Source organism: Tepidicaulis marinus, from assembly GCF_000739695.1.
Taxonomy (GTDB): domain Bacteria; phylum Pseudomonadota; class Alphaproteobacteria; order Parvibaculales; family Parvibaculaceae; genus Tepidicaulis; species Tepidicaulis marinus.
Map to the genome: position 1 here is coordinate 33,602 of NZ_BBIO01000011.1, position 12,454 is coordinate 46,055.

Sequence of the window (12,454 nt, forward strand, 5' to 3'; positions counted from 1 at the left end):
CTGCGCGCATGTGTCAGTGAACGCGGCGCAGCGAAAATTTAGCTGCTGGGTTCCTATCCCGCCCGCCCCTTATCTGGCAAGAGCCCATGCGCGCAAAGCGCGGCGTGCAGCCCTGCAGGGGTCTCGAAAACATGCCCATGCATGCCCAGCGCCTTGGCTGCGGCGATGTTTTCAGCCAGATCGTCCACGAAAAGCGCCTCGCCCGGCGAAAGCTGAAAACGGGAAAGCGCCAGCCGGTAAATTTCCGGATCGGGCTTGCGCAGGCGCTCTTGACCCGAGACCAGCACATCCTCGAAGAGATCCAGGAAAGCATAATGATCTCTCGTGTCCGGCACGGCGCGATGCGGCGGCCAGACCTGATGCGGCCAGTTCGTCAGCCCGTAAAGCTTGATGCCCGCCCCATGCAGCGCATGGACAAGTCCGACACTTTCCTCGATCAGCCCGGTGAGAAACGAGCCCCAGTCTTTTTCATAAATCTCAATGAGGTGGCGCGCATGGGGATGCTTTTCTTTCAGCGGCGCAAGACAGGCGCCCATCTCCCGCTCATCGTCGTGAACGGCATCGTAAATCTCGCGGAAGAGCGTGCGGAAAAACGCATCGAGCGCCGCTTCATTTTCAAAATGCGCACGGTAGCGGGCGCGCGCATCCCAGCCGATCAGCACATTGCCCATATCGAAGATAACGGCCTTCGGGCGCCTTTCACTCATGAGGCCTCCAAAAGCCCAAGCTGAGTAAGTTCGCGGGCAAGTCCGCCTGCATTCTGGAAATGGTGCCCGTACATGCCCAGCTTTTCGGCGGTGCGCACATTCGGCGCTGAATCATCGATATAAAGCGTGGCTCGAACGGGCAGTCCCGCGCGGGCGATGAGAATCTCATAAAGCCGGGGATCGGGTTTCAGCGTCTTTTCCTCGCCCGAGACGACCGTCACCTCCAGCGCCTGCATGGCCGGGTAACGCGCGTGCAGCTTGGGATAGATGCTGGCGGGCATATTGGTGAGGCCGTGCAGCGCGAGGCCTTTTTCCTTCAGCGTCCCGACAAGCGCTTCCATGCCCGGCACCGCGCCCGGCGACATTTCCAGATAGCGCGCGCCCCAGATATCGATGAGCGCATGATGATCCGGGTGGCGGGCTTTCAGCTTCTCGGCATTATCCTCGAACGAGACCCCGGCATCATGGGCGATATGCCAGTCCATGGTGCACACGTTGGAAAGGAAGGCTTCCATCTCCGCCTCGCGCTCGAAATGCTTGCGGTAAAGATGGCGCGGGTTCCATTCCACCAGCACATTGCCGATATCGAACACCACATGGGTAATGCCGTTCAAGCTCTCCTCCCCGCCTTACTCTGATTTTGGCCGAATCGCGAAAGTCATTATGCCAAACGAAAAGGCCGCACCCGAAGGCACGGCCTTTTCAAATTCTATCGCAGCGCCGGAGCGCCTGCCATGCCTCAGCCCTGGCGGGCCTTGAAGCGGCGGTTCGTCTTGTTGATCACATAAAGACGGCCTTTGCGGCGCACGATACGGTTGTCCCGATGGCGGCTGCGCAGCGACTTAAGCGAATTTCTGACTTTCATGGGCCCGTCCTCTGGGATGGTTCGCTGGGCATTGGGACAGGCTGAAAAGCGCCCGCACCCGGCGACCGGCGGAAATTGGAAACTGGGCGCGGAACCTAAGGGGAGAATGCCCCCCTGTCAACCGGGCAAAGCGCGCCTTTTCTGGGCTTTTTTGCAGCCATGCCTGCCCTTATATGCAGGCCGGGCCCCGATCCGGCCCGATCTTGGCTTTGCAAAGCCCGGCCAGCCGCGCTAGACCATGGCGCAAAAGATGACGCAGGCGCCATTTTTACGGAATTATCATGAGTAACCAGCCAGAAATCGCCCTTTTTCCGGAAGAAGACCTCATTCACCACCGCCCGGACTGGTTCCGCAAGGCGCTGGCCGAAGAAGGCGAAACCCGGTTCGTAACCTCGGAAGGCACGAAAATCCACTACCGGTTCTGGAAGGCAAAGCGCGCGGACCGGCCGGGCCTCGTCTTCGTTCATGGCAACGGCGCCCATGCGCGCTGGTTCGACTTCATCGCCCCCCAGCTCACGGACGATTATAATGTCGCCTCCATGGACCTGCCGGGCATGGGCGATAGCGGCTGGCGCACCGAATATACCCGCGAGACCTATGCCCATGCGATCGCCGCCGTCGCCTTCGAAGGCGGGCTCGGCGAAAAGCCGGTCATTGTCGGCCATTCCTTCGGCGGTTTCGTCACGCTGATCACCGGCGGCCTTTATGGCGACCGGCTCGGCGGCGTGATGCTGTGCGACTTCCGCGTCTGCCCGCCCGAAAACGCCATGGAATGGTTTAAGAACGATCCCCCGCGCCGGGCAACGCGCATCTATCCGGATTTCGAAACGGCGGCGGCCCGCTTCCGTCTCGCCCCGCTGCAGGACTGCGTGAACCGCTATATCCTTGATTATATCGGCGGCCATTCGCTCATCGAAGTGAAAGAGGGCGAAGACCGGGGCCGCGGCCCGGAAGCGGCGAGCGGCTGGACCTGGAAATTCGATCCCTTCGCTTATGAGGGCCTGCATATGGGCCCGGATCATGCCGAGATGTTCCGCACCATGCCCTGCAAGGTCGCCGGTATCTACGGCGCGCAGAGCAAGGATTATGATCCGGAGACCATCGCCTTCATGCGCAAGACCCGGCCCGATGCGCCGATCTTCACCATTCCCCATGCCCAGCATCACATCATGCTGGACCAGCCCATCGCCTTTTCAAGCGCCGTTCATGCGCTGATGAGCTCGTGGGAGGCGGAAGGCGCGCTCGGCGCAAAGGCTGAGCCTGGCGATCCCAAGACTGGCAATCTTTGCGCGGCGGCAGAATAACGCCCCCGCGCGCTCCTCACGCCTTCAAAAGAAACAGCGGCGCCAGATGCAGCGCGCCGATGATCAGCTCCGTGCCCGTGCCCATAAGATTGGGCCCGTTGACGATCCTGTCAGCGATCATGGAAGCGGTGCGCGCGATGGCCGCGCCGAACCAAGCCGCCGCGCCGACGAGATAAAGCATCGGCTCGCCACCCAATAAAATGGCCGCTTCCATACCGACAAAAAGCCCGCCATAGGTCGCGCGCACTTCCGAAATGCCGTGCGGCGCCCCCTCGCGCAGGCCAAGCCCCACAAGCCTCAAGGCCGCATGCGGGCGCAGCAGCCCAAGCGCGCCAAGGCCGAGGCCCGAAAGCGCGCCAAGCAGTCCCAGATAGAACATTATTCCTCTCCTTTTTCCGGCGCTTTAGCGCCGATAAACCGTCCCGCTTCGGGAAACCGGGCCGGTACAGCGTGGCCTTCCCGCATCACCGGACAAGAACCGGCCCGGCGCATGTCTTTATACCGGCCCCGTGCCTTGGCGCCCTTAGCCCAAGCCCCCACTATAGAGCCGCGAGGTTGGATCGCTGGGGACATGCGGCCCGGTTCAACGAGCCGGCTTTAGAAAGATACGTAAGAAAACGGAATTAAGTTCATGGACCCCCTTACAAGGGCCCCGGAAGATGGGGGCCCGGCGGCAGATCCGGCCCAAAATGCGCCAGCGCCTGAGCTGCGTCCGGCCATCGAAGGGCGCGATATCCTGATCATTCCGTTTGTGGCTTTCGCCATGACGGTCCTCGCCGCCGCCATCTGGCGCTTCTTCCCGCTCGATTTCCTAAGCGCGCTCGACCGCGCGCTCTTGCCCCATCTCATTGCCGCTGTTCTTTACATCATCACGCTTGTCACCTGGGGCGCGATTTTGCTCGGGCGGCGCATCCCGCTTGCCCGCGCGGGGCTCTGCAAAACCCGGCCGCGCTGGGCGCTGATCACGCTGGCGCTCTGGACCGGTTTCATCCTCGTCTTTGCCGGGCTCAATCTCTGGCTGAATGCCGAAGGCGTGGAGCTCATCGAAGAGCAGAACCGGCAGGTGCTCGGCGATGGTAATATTCTGCTGACGCTCCTGGTGCTCGGCCTGCTTGCGCCCATTGCGGAAGAAATTTATTTCCGCGGCGTCTTGTTCGCCTGGCTGCGCACGAAGATCGGTGTCTTTGCCGCGGCCTTTCTCACCAGCGCCTTTTTTGCCGCCGTTCACACCAATTACATGGTGGGCGACGGGGCAGCGACGGCCCTCGCGCTCGCGCAAATCGGCACGCTTGGCTTCATCTGCGCCATGCTCTATCAGAAATCCGGATCGCTCCTGCCCGCCATTTTCTTTCACATGACGAACAATTTCATCGTGACCGTGGCCACCGCGAGCGCGCTTTGATCAGTGGACGTGCCAGGGGACATGTCAGTGGACGTGAATGTCCGGGTCTTCATCTTCCTCGATACTGTCCGACATATCGCGCACGGAAGGATGAAACGCCACATAGGCGAGGAAGCAAAGCATCAGGCCCGCGCCGAGGAAGTACGGCGCTTCGGGCATCCACTGATAAAGCGGCATACCGATGATCGGGTTAATGATATGACCGGTCGCCGCCGTCGAGCCGATGATCCCGGCAATTGCGCCTTGCTCGTTTGGTGAGACCATAAGCGAGCCTTTCGCCTGCAGCCCTGGGCGCAGGAAACCGAAGCCGAGGCCTGACAGCGCAAAAGCGGCGACGAGCAGCCCGTAACTGTCCCCGAAGCCCATCAGAACAAAAGCAATGGCGGTGATGCCCGCGCCCCAGCGCAGGAGAAACTGCACCGACAGATTGAAGCGCTGAATGAGCCCGATCTGCGCGAAAAGCGTCGCCATGGCCATGGCCATCAGCGCGACGCCCACCATCTGCGCCGCTTCCTTGCTGTCGAGATGCAGCTTATCGATGAAATAAAAGGCGACGGTCTGCATGGCGATGGTCTGGCTGAAGGCAAGCACCACCCCCATGATGAGGATCGGAATGACGCGCCGGTCGGTCAGCGCCAGTTTCGGCTTTTCGTTTTCATCGCGCGCGGGCCGCGGCAATTTGCTCAGCGGCAGAATGACCCAGATCGGCGCCGCCGCCGCCGCCCCCACCGCCGCCATGAGCAAGATGCCCGTCCAGCGCACGGCGCGCGGGCTTGCCAGACCGATCATCGCGGCCAGGTCGCTTGCCACATGCTGGACGAGCGAGGTCATGGAAAAGGCAAGCGCGATTGCCATGACGATGGCGGAGAGCACGCGCGGGTCCTGCATGGAAATTTTCAGGCTCTTGTCCCAGCGCCGCTTCTTGCGCTTTGGCGGCGTGCGCTCGGGCAGGAAAATCCAGATCGCGATGGCGCTGACAAAGGCAATGGCGGCAACCGCGAAAAACGGCGCGAGAATATGGATATTGGCGAGCGCCGCGGCAAAGCCCGGCCCGACGACAAGACCGATGCCGAAGGCTGCCCCGAGCGAGGCAACCGCCGAGGCGCGTTCGGAGCGCGAGGTGCGGTCGGCCACATAGGCCTGCGCGGAAGGCTGCGCGCCCGACCCGAATGTGCCGAAAATCGCCCGCACGAACATCAGCATCGGAAAGACAAGGGCAAGGGAGATCCAGTTCGACAGGCCTGCAAGAACGACCAGCGCAAAGCCCGTGGTCGAGACGGCAAAGCCCGTCAGCCCGATCATGATGACGGGCTTGCGCCCGATCACATCCGAGCGCCGGCCCCAGAACGTGCTGGAGAGCACCCAGAGAAAAGCGGAGAGCGAAAAGATCAGGCTCGTGTCCACCTCGCTCATGCCAAGGTCGCGGGCGATGGGCGGCAGGATGGCGAAGAAAAGGTTCTGCCCCATGCCGAGGCCGAGCAGACAGGCAAAGAGAATGCGGAAGGCGCGCTGGCGTTCGGCCGGTGTTGTCGCGCGCAGGCCCGGCAGGTTCTCCCTGTCTGTTTCCGGAAGCTGTTTTTCTTTTTGATCTTCTGGAGCAGACATGAGCATTCCCGGTCCGGCGGCAGGCGCACCTCGCGCGCCCCTCATTTACGCCATTCAGGCCCCCGCGCCAATGCCCGCCGGTCAAATTACCGGAGATTCCCCGTCCTGTTTTTCAGGTTTCACATGCTCGCGAAGGACAATTTTGACGCAGCGGCACAATGGGCCGGGGGCAGCGCCATTGACGCGCCCTAAAGAGCGGCTACCGTTCGCCGTGGCTGGCGACAAGGCCGGGGTCTGGGCGAGCAATGGACCGGCATGAAAAGACCGGAAAGGGAGGACGCGCGATGGACCTGAAACTGAGCCCGAAACACGAGGCCTTCCGCGAGGAAGTGCGCGCCTTTCTGGATGAAAAGCTCACCCCCGAGCTTGCCGAAGCGGGCGCGCGCATGACCAGCGTCTATTCCGATTATGAAAGCTCCATGGCCTGGCACCGCATTCTTCACGCCAAGGGCTGGATCGCGCCCGGCTGGCCGGAAGAACATGGCGGCACCGGCTGGGACATCGTGCAGCGCTATATTTTCCAGAGCGAATGCGCGCGCGCCGGCACGCCCTCCATCTCGCCCATGGGGGTGGGCATGTGCGGGCCGGTGCTGATCGGCCACGGCACGAAAGAACAGCAGGACTATTACCTGCCGCGCATTCTTTCCGGCGAGGATTTCTGGTGTCAGGGCTATTCCGAGCCCGGCTCCGGCTCCGACCTTGCCTCGCTGCAAATGAGCGCCGTCGAAGACGGAGACGATTTCATCTGCAACGGCACGAAAATCTGGACCACCCATGCCCAGCACGCCAACCGCGTCTTCTGCCTGGTGCGGACCGACAATTCCGGCAAGCCGCAGGAAGGCATTACCTTCTTGCTGATCGACATGGACACGCCCGGCATCCGTGTCGATCCCATCATCATGCTGACGGGCGAGCATATTCAGAACCAGATCTTCTTCACCGATGTGCGCGTGCCGAAAAAGAATGTGGTGGGCGAGATCGGCAAAGGCTGGACGGTCGCCAAATATCTGCTCGAATTCGAGCGCGGCAATGCCTATGCGCCGGGCCTGCATGAACGGCTGAAGAAAATCCGCGCCATGGCCGCCGAAGAACGCTCCGGCGACGGCGCGCGGCTTTTGGACGATGCTGCCTTTGCCGGCAAACTTGCCGAAGCCGAAGTAGAACTGACCGCCATCGAGTTCACCGAGCACCGGGTACTTTCCACGCTCTCGCAAGGCGGCGCGCCGGGCTCTGCCTCTTCCATGCTCAAAACCCGCGGCACGGAAATGAGCCAGCGGCTGACCGAGCTTGCCATCGAGGCGGCGCAGTATTACATCGCCCCCTTCCAGCCCCATGCCACCCGGCCGGGCGGCCCGGTGCCGGGCTACAAAGCGCCCGCGCAAAAGGACATTGCCGGGCCCGAGCACAGCCTCACGGTGATGAGCAAATATCTGAACGACCGCGCCGGCTCCATCTATGCCGGCTCGAACGAAATTCAGCGCGGCATCATGTCGAAGGCGGTCCTGGGGCTTTAGTTTCGCTTACCCCCTCACCCAACCCTCTCCCCTCCGGGGAGAGGGCTTTCTTTTGTTTCCCTCGCCCCCTTGGGGGAGAAGGACGCCCATCGCGCCCAGCGATGGGAGGGTGAGGGGGAACCCTCACCGCCCAAGCCCGTTGCGCAGGTATGACGTGACAAGCGCGCTCAGCGTTTCGATATCGGGCGCGCCCATCGCCTCGCTATCGAAGCCGCGGTCATTGATCAGCGTGGCAAGCCCGTGGACAAGCGACCAGGCGGCCATGGTTGCCGCTTCCGGGTTTTCCGCATCACCCCCGGCTTCTTCAGGGCCTATCTCTTCAAGATAAGCCGCCACCGCCTCCCGGATCATTTGGTAGGAACTCAAGGAAGCCTCGAGCAGCGTGGGATAGGCTGCCTTCTCCCCGATCAGCGGGCCGAACATCAGCCGGAAGCGGCCGGGATTTTCCGTGGCAAAGACCACATAGGCGGTGCCGAGCGCGCCGAGCCGGGGGGAGGCGCCCGCGATGCCGCTCCCCCGCCGCGCCATTTCCGCAGAAAGATCCCGGAAACCGGTCGCGGCAATCTCCGCCAGAAGCGCTTCTTTATCGGCGAAATGATGATAGGGCGCGGTTTGCGAGACCCCCGCCTCCCGCGCCACCCCGCGCAGGCTGAGCGCCATCACCCCGTCCCGCTCGACGATGCGCGCGCCCGCCTCGACAAGGGCAGCTTTCAGATCCCCGTGGTGATAGGCACGCTGCTTGGCGGTTTTCGGGGCTTTGAGTTTCCGTTTCGCTTGAGGTTTTTCCGGCATGAGAAAGAAATTGGCACCTGATCTTGACGGCGTCAAGATTCTCCTTATCTTAACACCGTCAAGATAAGGAGATACCCATGCTGTTCGTATTCATGATGCTTGCCGTCGCGGCCCTTGCCGCGCTTCTCGGGCGCCTCGGCGTGCCATCGCTCAAAGACACGCGCCTTGCCATGCGGATCGGGATGAGTACCGGCTTTTTCTTTGTCGGCACCGACCACCTTCTCACCCCCGAGCGCTATTTGCCGATGATGCCGCCTTACATTCCCTTCCACGGCGAAGTGATTTTCTTCACCGGGCTTTGCGAGATTGCAGGCGCGATCGGCCTTCTCACGCCGCGCCTGAAGGAGCTGGCGGCGATGATGCTCGCGCTTTATGCGGTGGCGGTTTTTCCGGCGAATGTGCACAACGCCATGAACGGTCTCTCCGTCGCCGGTCTTCCCGAAGCCAATCTTTATTATTGGGCACGGCTTTTCTTTCAGCCGCTCATCATCTGGTGGGCACTTTACGCAGGCGGCCTTATCGGCAAGCGCGCGCCACAAGCCGCCTGAAGCCCCGCCTCTTGCGCTCCAAGCGTTCCATGTTAACACTCCCGCCAACAGATATTGACGCAATGGCGGGAGTTTACCCATGCAGCTTCAGGACGCGATCAAAGAGCGCAAATCCATCCGCGCGTTCAAACCCGATCCCGTTCCCTTTGAAACGGTGAAGGAACTTCTGGAGCTGGCCGCGCTCGCCCCCTCCGGCACCAATGTGCAGCCCTGGAAAGTACATGTCGTAACGGGCGCAGCGCGCGAGCGGCTGGTGGAAGGCGTCCTTGCTTACCGCGAGGAGAATCCCGGCGACACGGCGCAGGAATTCGAGCACTCGAACAAACGCGTCGAGCCATATCTCGGGCGCATGCGCAAACTCGGCAAGGATATGTACGGGCTGATCGGTATTCCGAAAGGCGACAAAGAACGGGCCTGGGAGCAATGGGGCCGCAACTACAAGTTCTTCGATGCGCCGGTCGGGCTCATCTTCACCATCGACAAGGAGCTCGATGCGCGCAGCTGGCTCGATATCGGCATGTTCATGCAGAACCTGATGCTGGCCGCCACGGAGAAGGGACTGGCCACCTGCGCGCAAGGCGCCTGGAACATGTTCTGGAAAGCGACGCGCCCGCTGCTCGGCATCCCGGAAAGCGAATACATCATTTGCGGCCTCTCGCTCGGCTATGCCGACCCGGACGCGCCCGTGAACGCGCTGATTTCAGAGCGCGAGCCGGTGGAGGCCTTCGCTACATTTCACGGATTTGAAGACGCCGAAAGCTCAGCGGCGAAAGCCGGTTGAAATACCGGCTGCGGCGAACCCGGCGGCCCGGCGGGCGGCATGAAAGCCGTCGCGGCGCACGAAGATGAAGCGCGTCCCGTTATCGATATAGACTGAAGCGGGCCGCTCTACACCGCCCTGAAAGCCCGTCAGATCGATCTTGCCGTTCAGCACGAGACCGGCATCCGCCGCCTGCGTGCGCGGTTGCACACTCCCCGCCGCGCCGTCACCGGCAAGTGGCCAGGAATCTGCAAGCGCCGGAGAAACGGCACCGGCAAGGAGAAGGCAAAGAGCGGTAAAAAGCGGCTTACACATAGCGTCCTCATGAACAAGGCGGGACATGTGTTCAATATAGGGACAGACGGGCCAAAATGCAGCCCCGTTCTGGCACAGGGGCACGACTATTTCCGCAAACATGGTTAATGCAAAACGCCGCTGAAATCCGTTAGGCTCCCCCCAGAAGCAATAAAAGCAGGGAACCTTCAATGCTGAAAGTCTATCACGCCCCCAATACGCGCTCGGTGCGCATTGTCTGGCTGTGCGAGGAGCTTGGCCTCGACTATGAAAAAGTCGCGCTGGAATTCGACCCCAAAGTCCTTCAGTCGGAAAATTATCTGAAGATCAATCCGCTCGGCAAAGTGCCGTCCATGGAAGAAGACGGCCTCGTCATCAACGAGTCCGGCGCCATCGTGCAATATCTTCTGGAAAAGACCGGCGACAAAGACTTGCAGCCGGCGCCGGGCACACCCGAGCGCGGGCGCTATCTGCACTGGTTCCATTTCGCCGAGGCGACCTTGATGCCTCCGCTCGGCAATATCGCCCAGCACGCCTTCATCCGCCCGGAGGAAAAACGCATTTCAGCCGTTGCCGAAGAAGGCAAGGAAATGGCGATCAAAATTCTGAAGCTGCTCGACAAGGAACTGGAAGGGCGCAGCTATATCGCGGGCGAGAAATTCTCCGCCGCCGACATCATGCTGGGCTACGACCTGCTGCTCGCCAAGCTCTTCGGCCTTCTGACCGACGCCATGCCCAATGTGCTGGCCTATTTCAACCGCCTGGCCGAGCGCCCCGCCTTTAAAAAAGCGACTGGCCAATAAAAGCGCCCGAACCGGGCCTTGCGTCTCACCCTTGGCGGCGGGCAGGCAGCCGTGCCAAACTTCCCGCCAAAAGAAGGCCGCCAAGGGAGAGATGACATGAGCTACAAGACCATCGACGTCAAACCGGTTTCAGGCGCGCTCGGCGCGGAGATTTTCGGCGCGGATCTTGGCGCCGATCTCGACAATGAAACCTTCGACGACATCCATCAGGCTTTTCTCGATCATCAAGTGATCTTTTTCCGCGATCAGAATTTGACGCCGGAAAAGCACAAGGAATTCGGCCGCCGCTTCGGCTCGCTCAACATTCATCCTTACGTGAAAGGCATGGACGGCCATCCGGAGATCATGGAGATCATCAAGGAGCCGGAAGACAAATTGAATTTCGGCGGCGGCTGGCATTCAGACATGTCGTTTCAGAAAGAACCTGCCCTCGGCTCCATTCTCTACGGGATCGACATTCCCCCTTATGGCGGCGACACGCTTTTTGCGAGCCAGTACCGCGCCTATGAGACGCTCTCGGACGGCATGAAAAAACTCCTGGACGGGCTGACGGCGCTGCACACTGCCAAGGCCGAATATGGCCGCGCGGGCAATTCAGCTCAAAAGCGCAGCGCCATGGATGTGAAAAACGCCGAAGAAGATGTCCCCGCTTACGAGCACCCTGTGGTGCGCACGCATCCGGAGACGGGCCGCAAGGCGCTTTACGTAAACCCCGCCTTCACCGAGCGCTTTTCGGGCATGACGCGGGCGGAAAGCAAACCGCTGCTCGAATTTCTCTATGCCCATGCAACGCGGGAGGAATTCACCTGCCGCTTCCGCTGGCAGAAAGGCTCGCTCGCCTTCTGGGACAATCGCTGCGTCCAGCATTTCGCGCTCAACGATTATCACGGCCACCGCCGCCATATGCGCCGCGTGACGGTGAACGGCGATCTGCCGCGCTGAGACGCGGCACCCGCTTGCCTGCCTGTACCTGCATCACCGCCTTCACTTAGCGGCCAATTTATCCCCGGGGTTATTGCCGGGGCTTATGCTGCTGAAACAATTTGCAACAGAGCGGACATGCCCGGGATACGCGCCCGCGGCAGGCTCGCCCTCAACAAAAGTTGATGCGGCGGCTTGACGCAGCTTGCACAGCCCCCTACATAAACCATACCAACTGGTCGGTTTGTTTAACTTTGATGACGGATATGCAGGAAAAAATTCCCTCAAACGCCTCGTTTCCCCTCAATCCTGACAAGGATGGCCGTCAAATACGCGGCGACCGGACCCGTCAGGCGCTGGTGGAATCGGCCTTTGAAGAGATTTACATGCACGGCTTCCGCGCCGCGAGCCTGAACGACATCATCAAAAAAGCCGGCTGCACGAAAGGCTCCCTCTACCACCATTTTGCCGACAAGCACGCGCTGGGGCTGGCCGCCACGGCGGAGTTCATGGGCGCGCATATCAAGGAGCTTTGGATAGACCCCCTGGCCGAGACGGCGGACCCCCTCACCTCGATCCGGACCATCATCGGGCATTATGCCTTTGGCGATGTCGGTCACGATCCCCGTCTCGGCTGCCCTTTTCAGAACCTGACACAGGAAATGGCGGGCATCGACGAGGACTTTCAGAATTATTTCAAGAACCTTTTCGAAGCCTGGCGCGACGCGCTGGTCGATGCGCTCAAAAGGGGCGAGCGCAACGGCACGGTGCGCAAAGGCATTGACGCGGAAAGTGTCGCCACCTTGATCATCGCCAGCCATCAGGGCGTGGCGAGCATGATCAAGGCCACGCAGGACGAAGGCGTGGGACACACCGCAACTTCTGCATTTTTCGATTATCTGGACAGCTTGCGCCCTTAAAGGCACCGCAAGCCAAGTG

At 61.1% G+C, this 12,454-nt stretch carries 15 protein-coding genes; 8 read left to right on the forward strand and 7 right to left on the reverse strand.

Annotation, left to right across the window (positions count from 1 at the left end; all coding sequences use genetic code 11):
- Positions 1–53: 53 nt before the first annotated feature.
- The 3 genes from M2A_RS10845 to ykgO all read right to left on the reverse strand — a co-directional run bounded on the left by M2A_RS10845 (position 54) and on the right by ykgO (position 1,572).
- Positions 54–707, reverse strand: coding sequence for an HAD family hydrolase (locus M2A_RS10845; protein WP_045447142.1), 654 nt, complete (start codon positions 705–707; stop codon positions 54–56).
- Positions 704–1,321, reverse strand: a complete 618-nt coding sequence (locus tag M2A_RS10850) for an HAD family hydrolase (protein WP_045447144.1) — start codon at positions 1,319–1,321, stop codon at positions 704–706. Before M2A_RS10850 ends, M2A_RS10845 begins: the two co-directional genes overlap by 4 nt.
- A 125-nt stretch (positions 1,322–1,446) precedes the next feature.
- Positions 1,447–1,572 carry a type B 50S ribosomal protein L36 gene (gene ykgO, locus M2A_RS10855; RefSeq protein ID WP_045447145.1) on the reverse strand — a complete coding sequence of 42 codons (126 nt, stop codon included), beginning with the start codon at positions 1,570–1,572 and terminating at the stop codon, positions 1,447–1,449.
- Positions 1,573–1,853: 281 nt separating this feature from the next.
- Between ykgO and M2A_RS10860 the strand changes: the two genes are divergently transcribed.
- Positions 1,854–2,876 (forward strand): alpha/beta fold hydrolase, encoded by a 1,023-nt coding sequence (locus M2A_RS10860; RefSeq protein WP_052379404.1) that lies wholly within the window; start codon positions 1,854–1,856, stop codon positions 2,874–2,876.
- 16 nt (positions 2,877–2,892) lie between these two features.
- On the opposite strand, the gene M2A_RS10865 is transcribed toward M2A_RS10860, so the two are convergent.
- Positions 2,893–3,255 carry a DUF4345 family protein gene (locus M2A_RS10865; protein ID WP_045447147.1) on the reverse strand — a complete coding sequence of 121 codons (363 nt, stop codon included), beginning with the start codon at positions 3,253–3,255 and terminating at the stop codon, positions 2,893–2,895.
- Positions 3,256–3,507: 252 nt separating this feature from the next.
- On the opposite strand from M2A_RS10865, the gene M2A_RS10870 reads away from it, so the two are divergent.
- Positions 3,508–4,278: a CPBP family intramembrane glutamic endopeptidase gene (locus tag M2A_RS10870; RefSeq protein ID WP_045447150.1), complete on the forward strand. Its 771-nt coding sequence runs from the start codon at positions 3,508–3,510 to the stop codon at positions 4,276–4,278.
- Positions 4,279–4,302: 24 nt separating this feature from the next.
- Here the strand turns inward: M2A_RS10870 and M2A_RS17420 are convergent, their stop codons facing one another.
- A complete protein-coding gene (locus M2A_RS17420; protein WP_197052911.1) occupies positions 4,303–5,883 on the reverse strand; it encodes an MFS transporter in 1,581 nt (526 codons plus the stop codon).
- Positions 5,884–6,167: 284 nt separating this feature from the next.
- Here M2A_RS17420 and M2A_RS10880 point away from each other — a divergent pair, with 284 nt between their 5' ends.
- Positions 6,168–7,397 (forward strand): acyl-CoA dehydrogenase family protein, encoded by a 1,230-nt coding sequence (locus tag M2A_RS10880; protein ID WP_045447152.1) that lies wholly within the window; start codon positions 6,168–6,170, stop codon positions 7,395–7,397.
- Positions 7,398–7,520: 123 nt separating this feature from the next.
- Here M2A_RS10880 and M2A_RS10885 read toward each other — a convergent pair whose 3' ends face one another.
- A complete protein-coding gene (locus M2A_RS10885; protein ID WP_045447154.1) occupies positions 7,521–8,189 on the reverse strand; it encodes a TetR/AcrR family transcriptional regulator in 669 nt (222 codons plus the stop codon).
- A 77-nt stretch (positions 8,190–8,266) separates the two neighbouring features.
- Between M2A_RS10885 and M2A_RS10890 the strand changes: the two genes are divergently transcribed.
- Together M2A_RS10890 and M2A_RS10895 are read left to right on the forward strand one after the other, a co-directional pair.
- The gene (locus tag M2A_RS10890; protein WP_244444431.1) at positions 8,267–8,737 is read left to right on the forward strand and encodes a DoxX family protein; all 471 of its coding nucleotides are present in this window, start codon (positions 8,267–8,269) and stop codon (positions 8,735–8,737) included.
- A gap of 79 nt (positions 8,738–8,816) precedes the next feature.
- Positions 8,817–9,518, forward strand: a complete 702-nt coding sequence (locus M2A_RS10895) for a nitroreductase (protein ID WP_045447156.1) — start codon at positions 8,817–8,819, stop codon at positions 9,516–9,518.
- Here the strand turns inward: M2A_RS10895 and M2A_RS10900 are convergent.
- Positions 9,498–9,812 carry a hypothetical protein gene (locus M2A_RS10900; RefSeq protein ID WP_045447158.1) on the reverse strand — a complete coding sequence of 105 codons (315 nt, stop codon included), beginning with the start codon at positions 9,810–9,812 and terminating at the stop codon, positions 9,498–9,500. The genes M2A_RS10895 and M2A_RS10900 overlap by 21 nt on opposite strands.
- Before the next feature lie 170 nt (positions 9,813–9,982).
- On the opposite strand from M2A_RS10900, the gene M2A_RS10905 reads away from it, so the two are divergent.
- The 3 genes from M2A_RS10905 to M2A_RS10915 all read left to right on the forward strand — a co-directional run bounded on the left by M2A_RS10905 (position 9,983) and on the right by M2A_RS10915 (position 12,435).
- Positions 9,983–10,594 carry a glutathione S-transferase family protein gene (locus M2A_RS10905; protein ID WP_045447160.1) on the forward strand — a complete coding sequence of 204 codons (612 nt, stop codon included), beginning with the start codon at positions 9,983–9,985 and terminating at the stop codon, positions 10,592–10,594.
- 96 nt (positions 10,595–10,690) lie between these two features.
- Entirely contained in the window at positions 10,691–11,536 is an 846-nt protein-coding gene (locus tag M2A_RS10910) for a TauD/TfdA dioxygenase family protein (protein ID WP_045447162.1), read from the forward strand.
- Between the two features lie 245 nt (positions 11,537–11,781).
- Entirely contained in the window at positions 11,782–12,435 is a 654-nt protein-coding gene (locus M2A_RS10915) for a TetR family transcriptional regulator C-terminal domain-containing protein (protein ID WP_158597191.1), read from the forward strand.
- Positions 12,436–12,454: the final 19 nt, after the last annotated feature.